At 58.6% G+C, this 22,535-nt stretch carries 22 protein-coding genes; 15 read left to right on the forward strand and 7 right to left on the reverse strand.

Translation table 11 applies throughout. The features are described 5' to 3' along the window. Positions 1–98 precede the first annotated feature (98 nt). Entirely contained in the window at positions 99–572 is a 474-nt protein-coding gene (locus OKB77_RS06360; RefSeq protein WP_005352552.1) for a DUF4442 domain-containing protein, read from the forward strand. A 33-nt stretch (positions 573–605) separates the two neighbouring features. Here the strand turns inward: OKB77_RS06360 and ybcJ are convergent, their stop codons facing one another. Then, on the reverse strand, positions 606–839 hold the full coding sequence (gene ybcJ / locus OKB77_RS06365; RefSeq protein ID WP_005333598.1) for a ribosome-associated protein YbcJ: 234 nt from the start codon (positions 837–839) through the stop codon (positions 606–608). 260 nt (positions 840–1,099) lie between these two features. On the opposite strand from ybcJ, the gene OKB77_RS06370 reads away from it, so the two are divergent. The 3 genes from OKB77_RS06370 (at position 1,100) to pdxY (ending at position 3,579) form a co-directional block, all read left to right on the forward strand. Beyond that, positions 1,100–1,681: a VC2662 family protein gene (locus tag OKB77_RS06370; protein ID WP_270817162.1), complete on the forward strand. Its 582-nt coding sequence runs from the start codon at positions 1,100–1,102 to the stop codon at positions 1,679–1,681. A gap of 84 nt (positions 1,682–1,765) precedes the next feature. Further along, on the forward strand, positions 1,766–2,542 hold the full coding sequence (locus tag OKB77_RS06375) for a DUF429 domain-containing protein (protein WP_139436300.1): 777 nt from the start codon (positions 1,766–1,768) through the stop codon (positions 2,540–2,542). Positions 2,543–2,715: 173 nt separating this feature from the next. Continuing rightward, positions 2,716–3,579: a pyridoxal kinase PdxY gene (pdxY, locus tag OKB77_RS06380; protein WP_019446110.1), complete on the forward strand. Its 864-nt coding sequence runs from the start codon at positions 2,716–2,718 to the stop codon at positions 3,577–3,579. Between the two features lie 106 nt (positions 3,580–3,685). On the opposite strand, the gene OKB77_RS06385 is transcribed toward pdxY, so the two are convergent. The 3 genes from OKB77_RS06385 to OKB77_RS06395 all read right to left on the reverse strand — a co-directional run bounded on the left by OKB77_RS06385 (position 3,686) and on the right by OKB77_RS06395 (position 6,260). Continuing rightward, the gene (locus OKB77_RS06385; protein WP_270817165.1) at positions 3,686–4,804 is read right to left on the reverse strand and encodes a glycerol dehydrogenase; all 1,119 of its coding nucleotides are present in this window, start codon (positions 4,802–4,804) and stop codon (positions 3,686–3,688) included. A 488-nt stretch (positions 4,805–5,292) separates the two neighbouring features. Continuing rightward, positions 5,293–5,685 carry an NUDIX hydrolase gene (locus OKB77_RS06390; RefSeq protein ID WP_270817166.1) on the reverse strand — a complete coding sequence of 131 codons (393 nt, stop codon included), beginning with the start codon at positions 5,683–5,685 and terminating at the stop codon, positions 5,293–5,295. A 17-nt stretch (positions 5,686–5,702) separates the two neighbouring features. Then, on the reverse strand, positions 5,703–6,260 hold the full coding sequence (locus OKB77_RS06395) for a class IV adenylate cyclase (protein WP_270817167.1): 558 nt from the start codon (positions 6,258–6,260) through the stop codon (positions 5,703–5,705). Between the two features lie 299 nt (positions 6,261–6,559). Between OKB77_RS06395 and OKB77_RS06400 the strand changes: the two genes are divergently transcribed. Both OKB77_RS06400 and OKB77_RS06405 read left to right on the forward strand, forming a co-directional pair. Further along, a complete protein-coding gene (locus OKB77_RS06400; RefSeq protein ID WP_270817168.1) occupies positions 6,560–7,405 on the forward strand; it encodes a DUF5718 family protein in 846 nt (281 codons plus the stop codon). Positions 7,406–7,463: 58 nt separating this feature from the next. Then, positions 7,464–7,904 carry an acetyltransferase gene (locus OKB77_RS06405; RefSeq protein WP_247822925.1) on the forward strand — a complete coding sequence of 147 codons (441 nt, stop codon included), beginning with the start codon at positions 7,464–7,466 and terminating at the stop codon, positions 7,902–7,904. Positions 7,905–7,982: 78 nt separating this feature from the next. Here the strand turns inward: OKB77_RS06405 and OKB77_RS06410 are convergent, their stop codons facing one another. Together OKB77_RS06410 and OKB77_RS06415 are read right to left on the reverse strand one after the other, a co-directional pair. Beyond that, a complete protein-coding gene (locus OKB77_RS06410) occupies positions 7,983–8,303 on the reverse strand; it encodes a DUF4377 domain-containing protein (protein ID WP_247822924.1) in 321 nt (106 codons plus the stop codon). A gap of 92 nt (positions 8,304–8,395) precedes the next feature. Further along, positions 8,396–9,682 (reverse strand): citrate synthase, encoded by a 1,287-nt coding sequence (locus OKB77_RS06415; RefSeq protein WP_005333572.1) that lies wholly within the window; start codon positions 9,680–9,682, stop codon positions 8,396–8,398. A 442-nt stretch (positions 9,683–10,124) separates the two neighbouring features. Between OKB77_RS06415 and sdhC the strand changes: the two genes are divergently transcribed. From sdhC to OKB77_RS06460, 9 genes are all read left to right on the forward strand, one after another. Next, positions 10,125–10,502, forward strand: coding sequence for a succinate dehydrogenase cytochrome b556 subunit (sdhC, locus tag OKB77_RS06420; protein WP_005333571.1), 378 nt, complete (start codon positions 10,125–10,127; stop codon positions 10,500–10,502). Continuing rightward, positions 10,496–10,840: a succinate dehydrogenase, hydrophobic membrane anchor protein gene (sdhD, locus tag OKB77_RS06425; protein WP_005333558.1), complete on the forward strand. Its 345-nt coding sequence runs from the start codon at positions 10,496–10,498 to the stop codon at positions 10,838–10,840. The genes sdhC and sdhD overlap by 7 nt, the downstream gene beginning before the upstream one ends. A 1-nt stretch (position 10,841) precedes the next feature. Beyond that, positions 10,842–12,608: a succinate dehydrogenase flavoprotein subunit gene (gene sdhA, locus OKB77_RS06430; protein WP_040066317.1), complete on the forward strand. Its 1,767-nt coding sequence runs from the start codon at positions 10,842–10,844 to the stop codon at positions 12,606–12,608. 16 nt (positions 12,609–12,624) lie between these two features. Then, positions 12,625–13,341, forward strand: coding sequence for a succinate dehydrogenase iron-sulfur subunit (locus tag OKB77_RS06435; protein ID WP_005333549.1), 717 nt, complete (start codon positions 12,625–12,627; stop codon positions 13,339–13,341). Positions 13,342–13,456: 115 nt separating this feature from the next. Further along, positions 13,457–16,267, forward strand: coding sequence for a 2-oxoglutarate dehydrogenase E1 component (gene sucA / locus OKB77_RS06440; protein WP_270817170.1), 2,811 nt, complete (start codon positions 13,457–13,459; stop codon positions 16,265–16,267). A 33-nt stretch (positions 16,268–16,300) separates the two neighbouring features. Further along, a complete protein-coding gene (odhB, locus tag OKB77_RS06445; protein WP_182925578.1) occupies positions 16,301–17,488 on the forward strand; it encodes a 2-oxoglutarate dehydrogenase complex dihydrolipoyllysine-residue succinyltransferase in 1,188 nt (395 codons plus the stop codon). Between the two features lie 104 nt (positions 17,489–17,592). Further along, positions 17,593–18,759: an ADP-forming succinate--CoA ligase subunit beta gene (gene sucC, locus OKB77_RS06450; protein ID WP_005346090.1), complete on the forward strand. Its 1,167-nt coding sequence runs from the start codon at positions 17,593–17,595 to the stop codon at positions 18,757–18,759. Further along, positions 18,759–19,631 carry a succinate--CoA ligase subunit alpha gene (gene sucD / locus OKB77_RS06455; RefSeq protein WP_005346088.1) on the forward strand — a complete coding sequence of 291 codons (873 nt, stop codon included), beginning with the start codon at positions 18,759–18,761 and terminating at the stop codon, positions 19,629–19,631. Before sucC ends, sucD begins: the two co-directional genes overlap by 1 nt. Before the next feature lie 277 nt (positions 19,632–19,908). Beyond that, on the forward strand, positions 19,909–21,399 hold the full coding sequence (locus tag OKB77_RS06460) for an autotransporter outer membrane beta-barrel domain-containing protein (RefSeq protein ID WP_270817172.1): 1,491 nt from the start codon (positions 19,909–19,911) through the stop codon (positions 21,397–21,399). Positions 21,400–21,735: 336 nt separating this feature from the next. Here OKB77_RS06460 and OKB77_RS06465 read toward each other — a convergent pair whose 3' ends face one another. Continuing rightward, positions 21,736–22,332: an acetate uptake transporter gene (locus OKB77_RS06465; RefSeq protein WP_005336948.1), complete on the reverse strand. Its 597-nt coding sequence runs from the start codon at positions 22,330–22,332 to the stop codon at positions 21,736–21,738. Positions 22,333–22,535 lie beyond the last annotated feature (203 nt).

Below are 22,535 nucleotides of genomic sequence, written 5' to 3' on the forward strand. Positions count from 1 at the left end.
CGTTGGGCAAAAGGTCGTAAGCGTGATCCCTGTGCTTGTCGAATGGCGCAGATGCAGGCAACATGTTGTTTACATTAACTCATCGGATCAGTTCGCATATGGATTTGCAACGCTTCAAAGCCAATCTGGCACTTCGGCTGTTTGCCTGGCGCTATATTCCCGTCATCGGGTTTTGTGCCCCGATCATCGAAGAGATGAACGCCAAGGCGCTGCGCATTCGCATTCCCCTTGGATGGCGTACCCGCAACCATCTGGGCAGCATGTATTTTGGCGCGCTGGCGACCGGCGCCGATCTGGTAGGCGGTCTGCTGGTGATGGAGAAGGGGCGGCAGCGGCGCAAGAAGGTGCACTTTGCCTTCAAGGATGTGCAGGGGGAGTTTTTGAAACGCCCGGAGGGGGATGTGCAGTTCGACTGCGCAGCGGGGGAGGAGATTGACGCCATGATCGACGAATCGTTGGCAAGCGGTCAGCGCATCAATCGCCCCATCCGGGTGGTAGCCACCTGTCCGTCATTGAACGGGGATGAGGCGATGGCGCGTTTTGTGCTGACCCTGTCGATCAAGGCCAGCTAGCGGGTTGCCGGAGAGTGGCTCCCCGAAACGGGTTTAGCCAATCTCCGGGCTGACGCCCTCTTTCACCACGACCTTCATGCCGTTGAAGTTGACCACCTGTTCGGCCACGATCTTGCAGCGCTTGCGGGTCTCCACCTGACCGTCCACCTCGACCAGCCCTTCGGCAATGAGGGCTTTGGCGGCGCCGCCACAATCGGCCCACCCCTGATGTTTGATAAGGTCACACAAGGCAACGAAGGGGTGGCCTTCGAGCAGAAACGTCTCCATGGGAAATCCTCTAGATGGATGAATGCCGGATACAGCAGGGCGACTATTTTAGGCAGTTCGCTCAGGCAAAGAAAGGAAGAGGGGCCACTCGTTGCGAAAAAGTGGCCGATTGTCCTTGAGGTGGCGCTTTCGCAAGTCCTGATGGAGAGGTGAGAGGGCCACCCGTGACGTATCGTGACGCACCTCGTCCCTGCTGGTGTGCCCACACTCTCCCCTGACTGTTAGGATCGGGCCACTCTCAATGGCCCAAGGAACTTCCCATGACACTCTCCCGACTGCTGCTGGCGCGCAGCGCCCTTACCCTGTGCAGCGCCCTTACTCTGTGCGGTGTCGCGCAGGCCAGTACCCCGGTGCAGGTCTCTCTGCCCGGGGTCAATTTGCCCGCGTCCCATCAGGTGGAAGGGGCGCGCGCCTCGCTGCTCTACGGTCGGACCGGTCAGGTGAAGGGCATTGATCTGCCGATCTTCGCCCTCTCCGATGTGGATCAGTTCCGCGGCCTGCAGCTCGGGATTTTCCTCGGTGCTGGCCGGGTGCGCCACCAGTTTGGCGGGGTCGCCATCAACGCCATCAACTGGCACGAAGGGCAGGATACCGGCGTTAATCTGGGGCTGGTCAACCTGACCAACAATGTGCAGGGGCTCAACTGGGGGGCGGTCAATATCGCCAGGGGCAATGCGCTGGCCAACGTCGGCTTCGTCAATTACGCCGAGCGTACCACCTTCCAGATCGGCTTTATCAATGCGACCCAGCATCTCGATGGCTTGCAGATCGGGTTGGCCAACTACGCCGCCAACGGCGTTTTCCCCATTTTGCCGCTGGTGAACTTCCAGAAATCGTTCTGACCAAGGCGGTTCGCTTTGCGTTAAAGGCCTCTGCTGATTACCCTGTGCCTCTTGTAACTTGTGACAGGCGAACAGAGGTGATTGATGACGGCAGGGCAGATGAGTGCAATCGGGATCGGCTGGGATGTGCGTGGCTGGCAGGGCAGTGCCCAGGCGGTGGCCGTGGTGGGCTGGCAGGCCGACTCCAACAGCCTGCACTGGCTCGGGGTGTCGCCGCTGTTTCGCTTGAGCTCGCGGGTGGCGCCGGATCTGGCCGCCCTGTTGCGTCCGGCCCTGCAAAACGAGCTGACCCTGATGCAGATAGAAGCCTGCCCGCAACTGGCGCTCGGTATCGATGCTCCGCTCGCCTTTCCCCGTGCCTTGCGGGATCTGCTCAACGGCCAGCCACACAGCTGCGCCGTGCCCGAACGGGAGATAGACAACCCCTACGCCTATCGTGACTGCGAGCGCTGGTTGTATCAGCAGTATGGCAAGAAGCCGCTGTCGGCCACCTTCGACCGGCTCGGCAACAACGCCACTCTGGCGCTCTCCATGCTGCCGCGGCTCTCTGATCTGCAACTGGTGCCGACCGTTGCCCCGAAGGCCAGTCGTGCCGTGCTGGAGGTCTATCCGGCATTGGCCAAAGTGGGCGGCAAGGCCTCCCCGGCACGGCCCGAGCTGGCGGCCTTACTGCCTGCGGACGTGCTGGTCGGCACCGATCGCTACGATGCGGTGCTCTGCGCCCTGATGGCGCTGCAATATGCCGCTGGTGGCAAGGTGACGGTATTGCCTGAGCTGATTTCGCCACCCAGTGACATGCCTTGTGATGAGGGATGGGTCTATCACTTTGCCCGTCATGCTGTAGAGCACAACGGCATGTGACGACGGGGACGCGGCACATCATGGCGCCGCTCACCCTGTGGAGGCGGGCCAAATGGCGCAAAAAACCTGTCTTTAGTCAGGAAATTGCCTGTTCATCCCGCGCCAAGGTGGCGCATCGTTATCTTCATCCGATATATTGCCCACCTTGCTGATCCTTTGCTGTGGTATTCCCGATGAAATCCGTTCTCTCTATTCAGTCCCACGTGGTCTTTGGTTGTGCCGGCAACAGCGCGGCCGTCTTCCCCATGCGCCGCCTTGGTATGGATGTATGGCCCATCAACACGGTGCAGTTTTCCAACCACACCCAATATGCCCAGGGGTGGCAGGGGATGGCGATGCCGGCGGGTCATATCAGTGCGCTGGTGAAAGGATTGGGCAATATCGAGGTGTTGAGCCAGTGTGACGCCGTGCTGAGTGGCTACCTTGGCTCCGCCGAGCAGGGGGACGAGATCCTGACCGTGGTCAACGCTGTCAAGGCGGCCAACCCGGATGCCATCTACTTCTGCGACCCTGTGATGGGTCACCCGGAGAAGGGGTGTATCGTCGCTCCTGGCGTCACCCGTTTCCTGACCGAGCAGGCGCTGCCGGTGGCCGACATGATGGCCCCCAACCTGCTGGAGCTGGAGACCCTCTGCGATACCCATCTGGCTGATCTGGATCAGACCCGCGCGGCTGCCCATCAGCTGCTGGCCCGCGGCGTCAAGCTGGTGCTGGTCAAGCATCTCGGTCGTGCGGCGCAGGACTCCAGCCGCTTCGAGATGCTGCTGGCCACCCCGCAAGGGGATTACTTGATTGCCCGTCCGCTCTATGACTTTGCCCGCCAGCCGGTGGGGGTGGGCGATCTTATCAGCGCCCTGATGCTGGCCAATTTGCTGGCCGGTCACGATGCGGTCAGCGCGTTCGAGCGCACCAACGCCTCGGTGGATGCGGTGCTGCAGGAGACCTGGCGCCAGCAGGCTTACGAGCTGCAACTCATCGCCGCGCAAGATGCCTTCGCCCTGCCAGAGGTTGCGGTGCGAGCGGTGAAACTGCCCTGAGTCAGCGCGGACTTTCGTCTATCCCGACAAGGGATGGGACGCAAATGAAAAAGGCTTGCCAATGGGCAAGCCTTTTTACTGTTTGCCTGTTTAGTGCGGCAAGCAATCAGGCGCGGGGATGGCGGAGGCGATAACGCTCAGCCATGGCATTGGCCGCTACCATGGCGGCGTAGACATCCTGTTCACTCACGGTCATTGGCATGTTGCCCATGGTATCGAGAGGATCGCAAGCCAACTGCGCCACCTTGCGCCACTCGTTTTCATCAAAGTGGGTGAGCCCCAGCTCTTGCAGCGTCATGGGCAGACCTGCACAGTCGATGATGCGAAACACCTCATCAAGATCATGTTGCGGGGCGCGCTCAAGCACGAGTTGGGTCAGCAGGCCGAAGACCACCTTCTCGCCATGCTGGGCGCGATGGAGCTCCACTATCAGTGACATGCCGTTGTTGACGGCATGAGCGGCGGCCAGTCCACCGGCTTCTGCGCCTACCCCGCTGAGGTAGATGGTGGCCTCGATAACCTGCTCAAGCGCCGGGGTCGAGACATGGTGGCGTATCGCATCCATGGCCAGCTCGATGTTCTCACCAAGCAGCTCGTAACAGAGCTTTGCCAGACCAAGGCCAGTGCGTGAAGGGCGCTTGCCGACCAGATTGAGCCCGTCCGCCCGATAGCAGGCGCGCGCCTCGAAATAGGTGGCCAGGGCATCGCCAACGCCAGCGGAAAAGAAGCGGGGAGGGGCGGCGGCAATGATGGCCGTGTCAGCCAGCACCACGTCCGGATTTTGCGGCAGGAACAGATAGCGTTCAAATTCACCCGCCTGGTTGTAGATCACCGCCAGCGCCGTACAGGGGGCATCCGTAGAGGCAATCGTCGGGAACAGCACAACCGGACGGCGCAGATAGAAGGCCACGGCCTTGGCGACATCCAGCGTCTTGCCGCCGCCGATCCCGACAATCACGTTCGCACCATATTGCTCTGCAAGGTGGGTCAGGCGGTGGATCTCCTGTTCGGTGCATTCGTAGCGAAACTTGTCGACCACTCCCCTGAGGCCTGCCTGCAAGAGCCCTGCCAAAGCTTCTTCCCGTACCCGCTCCAGAATGAACTCATCGCTGATGAGCAACGCATAGTCACCAAAATCTTTAACGTGCTCATGGAGTTGCGGGAGAAGGTGTTGACCGATGATGAACTTTTTGGGGGAGGTAACTGTACGGGGCAAAGTGGGCATCCATTATTCCTCAAGGCAGTGAACAACATAGATTTGATTATCAAATGGGTCTCTCACGATACGCCTGATGAGGCAATAGATGAAGAAGAAAAGGGGGGCGTTTTAATCATTAATTAATCTTTCTGTTTGTTTGGTTGTATTTTGGGGCGAGCGATTGGCGGTGTTGAGGCATACAGGCGCAATGGCCGTATCGTGGCAATCCGTCGCAAGCCATATTGCTGCAACAAACAGTCACGCTGGCAACAAGCAGGGCCGCTTGGTGCGGCCCTGCTGTATTTGGATAAGGCATAGGGGATGGTCAGAGTGGTTTGTAGAAGATGACGGTTGCAGCAAGAGTGCCATCTGAGTTGCGTGCACTTTGGTAGTTTGCTGCGCTATTAACTTCCACAATGTCCATCTGACATCCTTGTCGTTGCGCTGTTATGTGGCTGGCTACCACTGCTGGTTCATATCAGGTGGGGACTTATGCTCGCCGCGAGTACGGCTTGTCAGCGGATCAGCCCCTGCTCAACCAGCCAGGCAAACAGCAGGCGGGAGACGGGGGAGAGCTCGTCGAGATGGCTGCTGTCGAGCCAGCGCAGCTCGGCAATTTCTGCCGAGGCGATCGGGGTGCCGTTCGCTTCGCCGGTGTAACAGCACAGTCGCACCTCGACTCCTGCCGGTTTGCCATCGGCCTGAGCGCTGAACTCGCAGACAAAGCGCAGGGTATCGGGCTGTAGGGTAACGGCCAGCTCCTCCTCAATCTCGCGGATCAGTGCCGCCTCGTCGCTCTCGCCCGGTTCACGCTTGCCGCCCGGGATGTAATAGATGTCCTTGCCGTGGGAGCGGGCGCAGAGCAGCTGCTGATCTTTAAAGGTGAGCCAGGCGAGTTTGTCGATCATTGAGTTGCATCCTCTGGTTATATGGTGTGTATTGCCTGCATGTACAGGGTGCGGTAGGAGCGAGGCTCCTGCGCATCGGGAGAAAGTCCCAACTGATCTGCCAGCGCGAGCAGTTGCTGGCGAAACGCCGGGAGGCGTTCCTCGTCATCGGTCATGATGGCGAGCTCGGCAAAATCCCCGATCTCGGCCAGATAATCCAGGGTGACGTGAAACGGGCCAAGGAAGTAGATGCTGCGCTGTTTGGCGATCTCGAGGGTCTGCCGGTAGTCCATGGTGAGGAGCATGTTGGCAGCCTTGTCGGCATCGCTGATATTGACCGCTTCACAGCGATCCGCCTCGGGCCCCTTGACGATCCAGAGCTGGATGCCGGAGGGCTGCATGGTGCGGATAGCCAGACTTTTGCCAGCCTGGGCAAGGGCATCATCCGGGGTGTCGAAGTAGCGATCCTGCTCCAGATTATCCTCCAGCATGATCTCCGGATTGAGGGCGAGCAGTGCCTTGAGGAAGGCGGGGCGATCCGTCAGCTGATATTTGAACTCGACTTCGAAGCGGCCCTGAAAGTGCGCCTGTGACATCAAGAAGATCCCTCTGTGAGCCTGTGTGGCAGGCAGCCTAACAAAGATGAAGTTGAGTCCCAAGGAGAAAGAGGGGAGATGCCGGAAACGCACTGTTTCCAGCGCGGTGACCGCGTAGCTGAATGAGTGCGCAATGGCTGGTTCACCACAGCCTTCTCGTCACTAAAAAAGCGGACTGGCGCACATCACGACAGGGCCGGACTGGGCGAAGGCGGGGTCCTTGTGGTTTAATCTTGCCACTTTAGCGGTAGTAGGCGACGAGCCTGCTACCTTGCGTTGGCAAGATGCAGGTGAGCAAGATGCAGATAGCAGCAGAGAGCAAGTTTATCGGACTCGGGGTCGCGGGCAATTTCGCCGGTCATCTGGAGCAGGCGGGTGAAGCGTCGGACTTCGTAGCGGTCGTGGTGCGCGATACCACGGCGCCCAAGGCGCTGTTCCCCTTCTTCGTGCCGGGCCATCCGGGTCAGCTCGGGGTATTTCCGTTGAGCGACAAGGCGATCTTCCTGCCGGAAGCGGCGGTCAGTGGTGACGAGAAGGTGCAGATCGAGCCGGAAATAGCCCTCTGGTGCGAGCTGGAGTATGCCGGCAAGCAGGTGGTGGCGATCCATCCCCGCGCCTTTGGCGCCTATAACGACTGTTCCATCCGCCGTCCCAACGCCAAGAAGATCAGCGAGAAGAAGAACTGGGGCGAAGAGAGCAAGGGGTTGGCGGCCAACCTGCTGCCGCTTTCCGGTTTTACCGCCGGTGGCGAGCTCGATGACTATCGCATCGCCTGCTATCTGGAGCGGGACGGTGAGCTGCACGCCTACGGGGTAGATAGCGCAGCCATCGACTACAGCTACTTCCACGGCAAGCTGCTCGACTGGGCCATCGACAAGTTCAATCATCAGCAGGATGAGGGGCCGGCGGAGCACATTCAGGGACTGCTGGCGCAGGCGGGACATCCTCCCCATGCGCTCATCAGTATCGGTGCCACCCGCTATACCCCGTTTGGCGAGACCCACTTCCTCAAACCGGGCGACACCTCCTGCGTGGTGGTCTACCCGGGCAGCCGTTATAGCGAAGCGGATATCCGCGAAGCGATCCGTACCCGCAGTTTTGGTGCCGATGTGTCGGTGCTGCTGCAAGCGGTGCAGGCACGCTAATCAGATGGGCCCGCAGGGAGGCCACAGCCATCCTGCGGGCTGCAACAAAGAGTCATTGATGAAGATTGATACTGCAACGCGGGCCGATTATCTGGCCCTGATCGATCTGTGGGAGGCCTCTGTTCGGGCGACCCACCACTTCCTGCCCGAGGCCGAGATCCTGGCTCTCAAACCGCTTATTCTGGAGCACTACTTCGATGCGGTGACACTGCACAGTGCCCGTACAGAAGAGGGGCTGATTACGGGTTTTAGCGGAGTGTACGAGGGCAAGCTGGAGATGCTGTTTGTGGCACCCGAGGCGCGCGGTAGTGGCGTGGGGGGCCGGCTGGTGGAACATGCCATCACGCAGGGCGGCGCGACGCAGGTTGACGTCAACGAGCAGAACGAACAGGCGGTGGGCTTCTATCTGAAGATGGGATTCACCGTGACGGGTCGCTCGCCGCTGGATGCTCAGGGCAAGCCCTATCCGCTGCTGCATATGGCGCTGGCGCCGACCTGATCGTGCCTGATGAGGCACAGTACCCATAAACCAACGGGGGATGGCATCAGCCATCCCCCGTTTTTTTGATCGTGTTTGTTACTTGCTGGCGACCTTGTTCACCACCTTGATCAGCTGATAGCGCACGGAGGGGGCATCGGCCGGCACATCGGTGAGCTGCTCCTTGCTGACTGTGAGCTGATACCGGTAGCCCGGCTCGAACTGGAAACCTTCAATATTCTGGTAGAACAGCGTCCAGGGCTGCTGCTCATCACTGCGAACCTGCATGCACTGCATCGGGCCAACTCCGACGCAATCGACCAGCTGGCTGTTGATATAGAGAGTATCCCCCTGTGACGGGGCGGGGGCGCTCTGGCAGGCGGTCAGCAGCAAGGCTGCGCTGATAAACAGTGGTTTCATAATGGACTCCTTAACGCGAAAGGGGGCATTAGAGCGGCAAACAAAAAGGCGGTCAATGACCGCCTTTGTAACAAACCATATCAGCGCAGTGGTTAGCGCTGCTCGAGTGGAGTGAACTCGCGCAACGGGTGACCCACATAGAGCTGGCGTGGGCGACCAATCTTGCTGTCCGGGTCTGAGTGGAACTCGTTCCAGTGGGCAATCCAGCCGATGGTGCGGGAGATGGCGAAGATCACGGTGAACATGCTCATCGGGATGCCGATCGCCTTCATGATGATGCCGGAGTAGAAGTCCACGTTCGGGTAGAGTTTCTTCTCGACGAAGTAGGGGTCGGAGAGCGCAATACGTTCCAGCTCCATGGCCACGTCCAGCAGCGGATCCTTGATCTGCAGCTCGGTCAGTACTTCGTGGCAGGTTTCGCGCATCACAGTGGCACGGGGGTCGTGGTTCTTGTAGACGCGGTGACCGAAGCCCATCAGACGGAACGGATCATTCTTGTCCTTGGCCTTGGCGATGTACTCGGGGATGCGATCCACCGAGCCGATCTCTTCCAGCATGCGCAGGCAGGCTTCGTTGGCACCACCGTGGGCCGGTCCCCACAGGGAGGCGATCCCCGCGGCGATACAGGCGAACGGGTTGGCACCGGAGGATCCAGCCAGACGAACGGTGGAAGTGGAGGCGTTCTGCTCGTGATCCGCATGGAGGGTAAAGATACGATCCATGGCGCGTTCAACGATGGGGTTGACCTTGTACTCTTCTGTCGGCACGCCAAACATCATGTGCAGGAAGTTACCGGCATAGGAGAGGGCGTTACGCGGCTGCATGAACGGCTGGCCGATGGAGTACTTGTAACACATAGCTGCCAGAGTCGGCATCTTGGAGAGCAGACGGAAGGCACAGATCTCGCGATGCTGCTCGTTATTGATGTCGAGGGCGTCATGATAGAAGGCGGAGAGGGCGCTGACTACACCGCACATGATGGCCATGGGGTGGGAGTCACGACGGAAGCCGCGGAAGAAGAAGGCGATCTGCTCGTGCACCATGGTGTGGCGGGTGACCAGGCGTTCGAATTCGGCATATTGGGCCTTGGTCGGCGCTTCGCCGTACAACAGGATATAGCAGACTTCCAGATAGGTGGCCTGAGTGGCCAACTGGGCGATGGGGTAACCACGGTGCAGCAAGACACCCTGATCCCCGTCAATGTAGGTAATGGCAGATTTGCAAGAACCGGTGGCCATAAAACCGGGATCAAAGGTGAAATACCCCTGTGATCCCAATTTTCTGACATCGATGACATCCGGGCCGATGGTGCCGGAGAGGATCGGCAATTCGACCGGATCTTTTCCGGGCAGGTGTAGGGTGGCTATCTTATCAGCCATAGCACGTCTCCTTTGCTCTTTATAATTTGGTTCCAGTCCTACTCTATTACGACTTTTATGACGCTGGCAAAGGTTGTTACCCATACCGAAGTGGCTGGAGCGCCTTATTTGAAACAGAGTTCCTTATCAATGTCAATTTTGCTGGAACCCCATTAATGGCATTAATGAAATGTTAAATTAAATATGCGATCGAGTTTGCGGTTTTGTGTTTTCTTTGTAGCTAATTGATTGTCTTCGGTTAAGGCCGCCGATATACTGCGCCACGTGGGTCATGGCTGCGGGTGTTTGAAACGCTTTGGCAAAGCCTGATGTGAAACCGAAAACTCGCGTTTTGGCTTTTTCAGAGTGTTTTGGTAACAAAAAACCAACAATCACCATTCCGTGCCCTCAAGTGTGAGTTAAAACAATAACTAACGTGCTCAATGGAGCTGAGTGGGCAAGCGTGAAAAACAAACAGAGACCGGTCAACCTCGACCTACAGACGATCAGCTTTCCTGTCACTGCCATTGCATCCATCCTGCACCGTGTTTCAGGGGTCATTACCTTTGTTGCACTGGGCATCTTGCTGTGGATGCTTGGTACTTCACTCGCCTCTCCCGAAGGGTTTGAAACCGTGGTTGCCATCATGGACAACTTCCTGGTCAAACTCGTGCTGTGGGGGATCCTGACTGCGCTGGCATACCACATTGTGGGCGGCTTGCGTCATCTGGTCATGGATATGGGCTATTGGGAAGAGCTGGAATCCGGCAATCAGAGCGCCCGCGTGGCCTTCGTGATCACCGCGATCCTGGCTGTATTGGCGGGAGTGCTTGTATGGTAACCAATTCTGCAACCTTCGGGCGCAGCGGCGTTCACGATTACATCCTGATCCGCGCCACCGCCCTCATCATGACCTGTTATGTCCTCTATCTGGTGGGCTTTGTCGCGTTCAACGACATCACCTACGAGGTGTGGGCAGGCTTCTTCGCCAAAACATTCACCAAAGTATTCACCCTGTTGACCCTGCTCTGCGTACTGATCCACGCCTGGATTGGTCTGTGGCAGGTGCTGACTGACTATATCAAGCCGGTAGGGCTGCGCGGGGCGCTGCAATTTGCCCTGGTCGTGGTGCTGTTTGTCTATCTGATGACGGGTTTCGTCGTGCTGTGGGGTGTGTAAGGTGACTATTCCAACTCGTGAATTTGATGCGGTGGTGATTGGTGCCGGTGGTGCCGGTATGCGCGCCGCGCTGCAGATTGCCCAGTCCGGCAAGAGCTGCGCTCTGTTGTCCAAGGTTTTTCCAACCCGTTCTCACACTGTCTCCGCTCAGGGCGGGATCACGGTTGCGCTGGGCAATGCCCATGATGACAACTGGCAGTGGCATATGTATGACACGGTAAAAGGTTCCGATTACATCGGTGATCAGGAAGCCATCGAGTACATGTGCAAAACCGGCCCCGAGGCTATCTATGAGCTGGAGAACATGGGGCTGCCCTTCTCCCGTTTCGACAACGGGTCTGTCTACCAGCGTCCGTTTGGTGGTCAGTCCAAGAATTTCGGTGGCGAGCAGGCTGCTCGTACCGCAGCGGCCGCCGACCGTACCGGTCACGCCCTGCTGCACACCCTCTATCAGCAGAACGTCAAGAACAAGACCACCGTCTTCTCCGAGTGGTATGCGCTGGATCTGGTGAAAAACCAGGATGGCCATGTGGTGGGTTGTACCGCCATCGATATGGAGAGCGGTGAAGTGGTCTACTTCAAGGCCAAGGCCACCGTGCTGGCGACTGGCGGTGCCGGTCGTATCTACCAGTCCACCACCAACGCCCACATCAACACCGGTGACGGCGTCGGCATGGCGCTGCGTGCCGGCGTCGGCGTGCAGGATATGGAGATGTGGCAGTTCCACCCGACCGGCATCGCCGGGGCAGGGGTGCTGGTAACCGAAGGCTGCCGTGGTGAAGGTGGCTATCTGCTCAATAAAGATGGCGAGCGCTTCATGGAGCGTTACGCGCCAAATGCCAAGGACTTGGCCGGTCGCGACGTGGTGGCCCGCTCCATCATGATCGAGATCCGTGAAGGCCGTGGCTGCGATGGTCCCTGGGGCCCGCACATCAAGCTCAAGCTGGATCACCTCGGCAAAGAGGTGCTGGAATCCCGTCTGCCGGGCATCTGCGAACTCTCCCGCACCTTCGCCCACGTGGATCCGGTCAAAGAGCCGATCCCGATCATCCCGACCTGCCACTACATGATGGGCGGCGTGCCGACCAACGTGAATGGCCAGTGCCTGACCCAGGACAAGAACGGCAACGATGTGCCGGTAGTCGGTCTGTTTGCGGTGGGCGAGATTGCCTGTGTCTCCGTACACGGTGCCAACCGTCTGGGTGGCAACTCCCTGCTGGATCTGGTGGTGTTCGGCCGCGCGGCCGGCATGCATCTGGTCAACACCCTGGGCGAGATGGATCACGGCCGCGATGCTTCCGAGTCGGATCTGGATGCCGCACTGGCCCGCTTCAACCGCTGGGAAAATTGCCGTGACGGGGAAGACCCGGTGCAGATCCGCAAAGACCTGCAGCGCTGCATGCAGAACAACTTCTCCGTATTCCGCGAAGGTGCGGCGATGGCAGAAGGGTTGGCCGAGCTCAAGGTTATCCGCGAACGCCTCAAGTCAGCCCGTCTGGATGACACCTCCAAAGAGTTCAACACCCAGCGCATCGAGTGCCTGGAGCTGGACAACCTGATGGAGACGGCGTTTGCCACGGCGGTTGCCGCCAACTTCCGTACCGAGAGTCGCGGTGCTCACTGCCGCTTCGACTTCCCGGATCGCGACGATGAGAACTGGCTGTGCCACAGCCTCTATCATCCGGACACCGAGTCCATGACCCGTCGCGCTGTCAACATGTCACCCAAGACCCGTGAGGCGTTCCCGCCCAAGGTCCGGACTTACTGATTGCGGAGCCAGCCCTATGAACGTCACATTCTCTGTCTACAGATACAATCCGGATGTTGATAACGTCCCCCATATGAAGGAATATCGTCTTGATATTCCTGAAGGTTCCGACATGATGGTGCTCGACGCACTGATCCAGTTGAAAGAGCTGGATCCCACGCTCGCCTTCCGCCGCTCTTGCCGCGAAGGGGTCTGTGGATCAGACGGTCTCAACATGAATGGCAAGAACGGTCTTGCCTGTATCACCCCGCTCTCCGACCTGCTGAAGAAGGGCAATAACGTCGTTATCCGCCCCTTGCCCGGCCTGCCGGTGATCCGTGATCTGGTGATCGACATGACCCAGTTCTACACCCAGTGGGAGAAGGTCAAACCCTTCCTCATCAATGATGACAAGTTGCCGCCGGTGCGTGAGCACCTGCAATCCCCCGAAGAGCGCGCCAAGCTTGACGGCCTGTACGAGTGCATTCTCTGTGCCTGCTGCTCCACTTCGTGCCCCTCCTTCTGGTGGAATCCCGACAAGTTCATCGGTCCGGCCGGGCTGCTCGCCGCCTACCGCTGGCTGGCTGACAGCCGCGACACCGCGACCACCGAACGACTGGGGAATCTGGACGACGCCTTCAGCGTGTTCCGCTGCCATGGCATCATGAACTGCGTGAACGTCTGTCCGAAAGGCTTGAACCCGACCAAGGCGATTGGCCAGATCAAGTCGATGTTGCTCAATCGGGCTGTTTAGTATCAGGGCCGGCCAGGTGCTGGCCCGACCTCTGGATAGCCATCCCACCCGTGGCAGGATGGCTATTTGACCCCTACAAGCTGCGCAGCAGTAACAAGAAGTACAAGGGATAGAAATGCATAACGGCGTGATGAAGGCCTGGTTGGAGTCATCTCACCTGGCTGGTGCGAATGCAAGCTATATTGAGGATTTGTACGAATCCTTCCTGGAAAATCCTGACTCCGTGTCCGACGAGTGGCGCAGCCTGTTTAGCGAGCTGCCCCAGGTCAATGGCCATGCGGTTGAACAACCCCACTCCCAGGTCCGCGATTATTTCCGTCGTCTGGCCAAGGATCCCTCCCGTTACAGCGCGCCTGTCTCCGATCCGCAAGTGGATGCCAAGCAGGTGCGGGTATTGCAGCTGATCAACGCCTTCCGTTTCCGTGGTCACCAGAATGCCAATCTGGACCCGCTGGGCCTGTGGCAGCGTGAAACCGTTGCCGAACTGGATCCTGCGTTCCACAACCTGCAGGGCGCAGATATGGAGGCCACCTTCAATGTGGGCTCCTACGCCATCGGTCGCGAGACCATGGTGCTCTCCGACCTCTACGCCTCGCTGAAGAAGACCTATTGCGGCTCCATCGGCGCCGACTACATGCACCTCACCTCCACGGAAGAGAAGCGCTGGCTGCAACAGCGTCTCGAATCCATTGAAGGGAAGGGGTGTTACACCCTCGAAGAGAAGACCCGTTTCCTCGAGAGCCTGACCGCCGCCGAAGGGTTGGAGAAATATCTGGGCGCCAAGTTCCCGGGAGCTAAGCGCTTCTCGCTGGAAGGTGGAGACGCCATGATCCCCATGCTCAAGGAGCTGATCCGTCGCGCCGGTGAGCAGGGCTGCAAAGAGGCCGTTATCGGTATGGCCCACCGCGGTCGCCTCAACGTGCTGATCAACGTGCTCGGTAAACGGGCGCAGGACCTGTTCGACGAGTTTGCCGGCAAGCATGGCGAATCCTGGGGCACCGGTGATGTGAAGTACCATATGGGCTTCTCCTCCGACTTCGCCACCCCGGGTGGCAACGTCCACCTTGCGCTGGCGTTCAACCCCTCTCACCTCGAGATCGTCAACCCTGTTGTCATCGGCTCGGTCCGTGCCCGTATGGATCGTCGCGGTGACAAGGATGGCTCCAGCGTGTTGCCCATCACCATTCACGGTGACTCGGCCATGGCCGGTCAGGGCGTGGTGGCCGAGACCTTCAACATGTCCCAGACCCGCGCCTATGGTGTCGGCGGGACGGTGCGCATCGTCATCAATAACCAGGTTGGTTTCACCACCTCCTATATCCGTGACCTGCGCTCCACCGAATATTGCACCGACATCGCCAAGGCGGTGCAGGCGCCGGTGCTGCACGTCAACGGGGATGATCCGGAAGCCGTGGTGCTGGTGACCCAGATTGCCTTGGATTACCGCAACACCTTCAAACGCGACGTGGTGATCGAACTGGTTTGCTACCGTCGTCACGGTCACAACGAAGCGGACGAGCCGAGCGCGACCCAGCCGCTGATGTACCAGAAGATCAAGCAGCACCCGACCCCGCGCAAGATCTACGCCGATCAGCTGGTGGCCGAGGGGAGCCTCGCTCAGGAGCGGGCGACTGAACTGGTCAACGAGTATCGCGAAGCGCTGGATCGCGGCGAGCGCGTAAGCAAAGAGTGGCGGCCGATGGAGCTGCACTCCGTCGACTGGACCCCTTATCTGGGCCACGACTGGAACATGGCATATGAGAGTGCCGTGCCGATGGATCACCTCAAAGCCCTCGGCGAGCGGGTGAGCCAGTATCCGGCGACCCATGTGCTGCAGCGTCAGGTCGAGAAGATTTACGAAGACCGCCGTCTGATGGCTGCCGGCGAGAAGCTGGTGGATTGGGGCTTTGCCGAGACCCTGGCCTACGCCACTCTGGTGGACAAGGGTTCCCGCATCCGCTTTACCGGTGAAGACTCCGGCCGTGGCACCTTCTTCCACCGCCACGCCGTGCTGCACAACCAGACCGATGCCAGCACCTACACCCCGCTGTGCAACCTGCACGACGAGCAGGGTCCGTTCGAGATTTACGACTCGGTACTGACCGAGAACGCGGTACTGGCCTTTGAATATGGCTACGCCAGCGCCGAGCCGGCCGGCCTCACCATCTGGGAAGCCCAGTTCGGTGACTTCGCCAACTGCGCTCAGGTGGTGGTCGACCAGTTCCTCTCCTCCGGCGAGCAGAAGTGGGGCCGGATGTGTGGCCTGACCATGTTGCTGCCGCACGGTTACGAGGGGCAGGGGCCGGAGCACTCCTCCGCCCGTCTGGAGCGTTATCTGCAGATGTGCGCCCAGCACAACATGCAGGTGTGCGTGCCCTCAACCCCGGCTCAGGTATTCCACATGCTGCGTCGTCAGGTCGTGCGCCCGATGCGCCGTCCGCTTATCGTGATGACGCCCAAATCCCTGCTGCGCCATCCGCTGGCGGTCAGCAAGCTCGAAGATCTGGCGGAAGGCACCTTCCAGAACGCCATTGGCGAAATCGACGCGCTGGATCCGAAAGCGGTCAAGCGGGTGGTCTTCTGCTCTGGCAAGGTCTATTACGACCTGCTCGAAGCCCGTCGCAAGGCGGAGCAGAAGGATGTGGCGATCGTGCGTATCGAACAGCTCTACCCCTTCCCGGAAGAGGAAGTGCGCGCCATTCTGGCCGATTACAGCCACGTCACCGATTTTGTCTGGTGTCAGGAAGAGCCGCAAAACCAGGGCGCCTGGTACTGCACCCGTCACAACTACGATGACGTGCTGCCGACCGGAGCCACCCTGCGTTATGCCGGTCGTCCGGCGTCCGCCTCGCCGGCGGTTGGTTACATGTCCGTCCACGCCAAGCAGCAGAAAGCCTTGGTGGAAGATGCCCTTACTCTGGCCTAAGCCCTGAACAAGAAGTAACAAGGAACTGATTAGATGACTATCGAGATCAAGGTACCGGACCTGCCGGAATCAGTGGCGGATGCCACCATTGCCACCTGGCACAAGAAGCCGGGTGATCTGGTTGCCCGTGATGAAGTGCTGGTCGACATCGAAACCGACAAGGTGGTGCTGGAAGTGCCGGCACCGCAAGCTGGTGTGCTGGGCGACATCCTGCAGGCAGAGGGGGCAACCGTCCTCTCCCGCCAGCTGATCGCCACCATCAAGGCGGCTGCCGTGGCCGGTGAAGAGACCAAGGAGAAGCCGGCTGAAGCGGTTGCCGATGATGGCGCCGAGGCCTTAAGCCCCTCCGTGCGTCGTCTGATTGGCGAGCACGACATCGACGTGGCCAAGCTGACCGGCACCGGCAAGGGCGGTCGCATCACCAAGGATGATGTGGAAGCCTACATCAAGGCGCTGAGCAAGCCTGCCGCAGCCGCGCCGGTGGCTGCTGCGCCGGTCGCACCGGTTGCCGCGCTGGCCGGTCGCAGCGAGAAGCGGGTGCCGATGACCCGTCTGCGCAAGCGCATCGCCGAGCGTCTGCTGGAAGCGAAAAACACCACCGCCATGCTGACCACCTTCAACGAGGTCAACATGAAGCCCATCATGGATCTGCGCAAGCAGTACGGCGAGATCTTCGAGAAGAAGCACGGCATCAAGCTCGGCTTCATGTCCTTCTACGTGAAGGCGGTAGTGGAGTCCCTCAAGCGCTATCCGGAAGTGAACGCCGGGCTGGATGGTGACGACATCGTCTACCACAACTACTTCGACGTCAGCATCGCCGTCTCCACCCCCCGTGGTCTGGTGACGCCGGTACTGCGTGACTGCGACAACATGAGCCTTGCCGACATCGAGAAGGCCATCAAGGATCTGGCCGGCAAGGGCCGTGACGGCAAACTGACCGTGGATGAGCTGACTGGCGGCAACTTCACCATCACCAACGGTGGTGTGTTCGGCTCCCTGATGTCCACCCCGATCATCAACCCGCCCCAGAGCGCCATTCTGGGCATGCACAAGATCCAGGATCGCCCGATGGCCGTTGACGGCAAGGTCGAGATCCTGCCGATGATGTACCTGGCCCTCTCCTACGATCACCGTCTCATCGACGGGCGCGAATCGGTAGGCTTCCTGGTCTCCGTCAAGGAGCTGCTGGAAGATCCGACCCGCCTGCTGCTGGACGTCTGAGCAACCAACTGAAAGATAACGAGGGGCCCCCGAGGCCCCCACTCACAGGGGATTGAGAAACACGAGCCCCGGACGGAAATACCTACAACACGGATAGAGCATCTATGAATCTGCATGAATATCAGGCAAAACAGCTGTTTGCCGAGTATGGCCTGCCGGTCTCCGAAGGTTATGCCTGTGCTACCCCGCAGGAAGCGGCCGAAGCGGCCGACAAGATTGGCGGCAATACCTGGGTGGTGAAATGCCAGGTACACGCCGGTGGCCGCGGTAAAGCGGGCGGCGTGAAAGTGGCCAAGAGCAAGGATGAGATCCGTGCTTTTGCCCAGAACTGGCTGGGCAAGAATCTGGTGACCTACCAGACTGACGCCAACGGCCAGCCGGTCACCAAGATCCTGGTTGAATCCTGCACCGACATCGCCAAAGAGCTCTACCTGGGCGCCGTGGTTGACCGTGGCTCCCGTCGCGTGGTCTTCATGGCCTCTACCGAAGGTGGCGTGGACATCGAGAAGATCGCCCACGAAACCCCCCATCTGATCCACAAGGCCACCCTGGATCCGCTGGTTGGCCCGCAGCCCTATCAGGCGCGCGAGCTGGCCTTCAAACTGGGTCTGGTCGGCGATCAGATCAAACAGTTCACCAAGATCTTCATGGGTCTGGGCCAGATGTTCCTCGACTGCGACTTCGCGCTGCTGGAGATCAACCCGCTGGTGATCACCGCGCAGGGCAACCTGCACTGCCTGGATGGCAAGATCAACATCGACGCCAACGCCCTCTATCGTCAGCCCAAGCTGCGCGAGATGCACGACCCGTCACAGGATGACCCCCGCGAAGCGCACGCTGCCCAGTGGGAGCTGAACTATGTGGCTCTCGATGGCAACATCGGCTGCATGGTCAACGGCGCGGGTCTGGCCATGGGCACCATGGACATCGTCAACCTGCACGGCGGCAAGCCGGCCAACTTCCTTGACGTCGGCGGCGGCGCCACCAAGGAGCGCGTAACCGAGGCGTTCAAGATCATCCTCTCCGACAGCAACGTCAAAGCGGTGCTGGTCAACATCTTCGGCGGCATCGTGCGCTGCGACATGATCGCGGAAGGCATTATCGGTGCGGTCAAGGAAGTGGGGGTCAAGGTGCCCGTCGTGGTCCGTCTGGAAGGCAACAACGCCGAGCTGGGTGGTATCAAGCTGGCCGAGAGCGGCCTCAACATCATTGCGGCCAAGAGTCTGACCGATGCCGCGCAGCAAGTCGTCAAAGCAGCGGAGGCCAACTGATGAGCGTACTGATCAACAAGGACACCCGAGTCATCTGCCAGGGTTTCACCGGCGGTCAGGGTACTTTCCACTCCGAGCAGGCGCTCTCCTACGGCACCCAGCTGGTCGGCGGCGTCTCCCCGGGCAAGGGCGGCACCACCCATCTGGGCCTGCCGGTGTTCAACACCGTCCGTGACGCAGTCGAAGCGACCGGCGCCACCGCCACCGTCATCTATGTGCCGGCACCGTTCTGCAAGGACGCGATCCTGGAAGCGATCGACGCAGGTATCAAGCTCATCGTCACCATCACCGAAGGCATCCCGACCCTGGATATGCTGGACGTCAAAGTGAAGCTGCAAGAGACCGGCGTGCGGATGATCGGCCCGAACTGCCCGGGCGTTATCACCCCGGGTGAGTGCAAGATCGGCATCATGCCGGGCCACATTCACAAGCCGGGCAAGGTGGGCATCGTCTCCCGCTCCGGCACCCTGACCTACGAAGCGGTCAAGCAGACCACTGACGAGGGCTTTGGCCAGTCCACCTGCGTCGGTATCGGTGGCGACCCCATCCCGGGCTCCAACTTCATCGACATTCTGGAGATGTTCCAGAACGACCCGCAGACCGAAGCGATCGTGATGATCGGCGAGATCGGTGGCAACGCCGAGGAAGACGCTGCCGCCTATATCAAGGCCCACGTCACCAAGCCGGTGGTCTCCTATATCGCCGGTGTTACAGCCCCTCCCGGCAAGCGGATGGGCCACGCTGGCGCCATCATCTCCGGTGGCAAGGGTACCGCCGCCGAGAAGTTTGCCGCGCTGGAAGATGCTGGCGTGAAAACCGTCCGCTCCCTGGCCGATATCGGCAAGGCCCTGCGCGAAGTGACCGGTTGGTAATTCCTGTTAGCCCGTTATCTCTAATAAAAATGCCGCCCAATGGGCGGCTTTTTTTATGGGTTTTAAAGTGGTTTGATTTAATCAATCATCGCGATTCAGGCGCTAAACGAATTTTATTACAGGAGACCAGAAACAGTGTGGATACTAAAATAATCTGCGATTTGAACTTGTCAGATTGATTGGTTCCTTTACCCATTGCATCGAGTGACCTGTTTGTGGGTAATGCTAAAAGTCACGCAAGGATGTCAGTGAGATAACGTAGTGTCAGGAGGACATAATGATTTCACGTATTCTGGGAATTGGCTGCCTTACCAGTATCTGCTTGCCAACAGCATGGGCGGCGGATTGCCCGAACAGGCAACCGGGGCAGCATCTAGAGTTTCTTGGGCGTTCGGCTGACAATTCGGTATCACTATGGCTTTCAAGTCCAGGTTCTGGGGGTAATTTTCGCCTCTCTGCTCCCGGGGTATCTGAAATCGATAGTTGGAATGCAAACCGCGCGTCGTTGCACTTGAGTGTCTCACCTGTAGTACTTGATGACCTTAACGGGACTCACAAACTGGATCTCCTCAATGCGGATGGTTCTTTCAACTGCTTCCTCGATTCGAGAAACCAGAACAATCCTGTATTTCCAAATATTCCCCCGATCGATGGGGGGGACAGTAACGGTGGCACTGGTGGCGGAACCGGAGGTGGTGGCGGCAGTAATGGAGGAAGTGGTGGCGGAACCGGCGGTGGGGATGGCGGCAATGGTGGATCTGGTGGCGGAACTGGCGGGGGGGATGGCAGCAATGGTGGTAGTGGTGGTGGCACCGGTGGTGGGAGTGACCCGATCCGCAATATTGTGACCAGTATCAGTGCAGATACCTTGATGGGCTATTTGAGCGGCTCTCTCAGTATTTCAGATCGTGTCGTTGTCGGGCTTGACCAATTTGAAGATATTGCCAGTCAAAAGGGGTTGTGGCAGGTATGGACTGATGTACGCCATACCGGAGTCTCCGATGATCGTAACGAGATAGACACATCCGGACATGCCAACAGCTTTTTGATCGGTATACACAGATCCCTTGGTAAAGACGGGCTGGGCGGTATTGCATTTGCCAATAGCAAAACCTCTCTTGGCACGTTTGGCAGTTCGGTACGAAATGAGGGGGACAGTTTCTTTGTCGGGCCATATGGCGGCTATAGGCTAGATACGCACTGGCTGCTGGATGGCTGGGCTGCATGGGGACGAACTGATAACGATACCGAACTCGATGTACTTAAAGGGAGTTTCAAGTCAACGACCGGGTTGATCTCAGCCAACCTGACCGGTGGCTACGACGTTGGTGAATATCTGCTGCGGCCCAAGCTTGCCCTCTTTTACAGTCACAATAAATCCGATGCGTTTGATTACACAGGCTCATTGCCTTATGCAAACCAGATTTATAACGTGACATTACGGGTTAATGAAAACTCTTTTGAATATGCCACCAGTGAAGCATCAGGGGATATCAGTCGTATTTTCACCACAACCGATGGTGTTCAAATTATACCGGCCCTGCGTCTTGGGGTTCGTTATGATATTGAGCGTCCCAATGACGGTCAGATCCTGAATGAAAATCTGACAATGGAAAGTACGACTCCGTGGAGTGGATCTGCACGGATTGTACTGGCGGTAGCTCCTCAGCGTCATCAGCGTTTTGAAGTTATTACCGGTTATTACAGTATCGGGCGTCAGGACCTTGACCTCTGGGATATTAGATTTAACGCCGCAGTGAATTTTTAACTTACATAGGGAGATAAAAGTACCGATATCTTGGTCGGCACTTTGATTTAAATTACATGTATGGAGATGGTATTCACCTGACAGTTGCCAACAAAAGGGAGTGGTCATACGGCTTCATACCGAATAACAAACTGCATCCCTTGTGGTGGTCCGTGAGAGCCTTATTTAGTTGATGGATATATCCACAAATGGGAGGGGCAGGAGTGCCGAATAGCTAGAGACGGATATCCGGATGTAGGGCTGAAAAGGGAAGATGTGTGCGCAGGAACGTCAGCTTTGCGAGATAGCAAAAAGGCACCCGAGGGTGCCTTTTTCACAATCTGAGTGGCTTGCCTATCAGGCAGCGGCTTTCAGCTGTACGGCGGCGGCTTTCTTGTGATCGCCGATCGGCATCACGGTACGGCCGAACTGCTCGTTGATCACGGTGGCCATGGCCAAGTAGATGGCGCTGGCGCCACAGATGATGCCTTCGAAACCGGCGATGGTGCCGATCAGGGTGCTGCCGGTGAAGTCACGGGCGGCCAGCAGGAAGAACAGCACGGTCAGGGAGGCGAACACGAACTGCTTGGCGCGCGGGTAGTTGATGGTGCCAACCAGCATGAACAGGGTGAACATGCCCCACATCAGCAGATACCAACCCATGTAGGCGTGCGGAGTGGCTTCGGCCAGACCCATGGTCGGCATGATCAGCAGGAACACCAAGCTCAGCCAGAACAGGCCGTAGGAGGTGAACGCGGTCACACCGAAGGTGTTGCCACGCTTGTACTCCATGATGCCAGCAATGATCTGGGCGATGCCGCCGTAGCACAGGCCCATGGCCAGGATCATGGCGCTGATGGGGAAGAAACCTGCGTTATGGATGTTCAGCAGGATGGTGGTCATACCGAAACCCATCAGACCCAGAGGGGCAGGGTTGGCCAATTTTTCGCTCACGTGGCGTTCTCCAAAAATAGAGGTGGGGGTTAACAAAAGACGCGCGATTTTAGGCAGGCTGTGGCGCGCCCGCAAGGGGGCAATGGGGATAAATCGTAAAAAAACTACGTGATTATTTGCATCAGAGGCCAAATGCTCACCAAGGCAGGCTGTTTGGTGAGCAAAAGGTGTCAAAATAGTTGAGGGGTTGTATTTTTATTACG

Source organism: Aeromonas sp. Y318-3 (genome assembly GCF_027706185.1).
GTDB lineage: Bacteria > Pseudomonadota > Gammaproteobacteria > Enterobacterales > Aeromonadaceae > Aeromonas > Aeromonas veronii.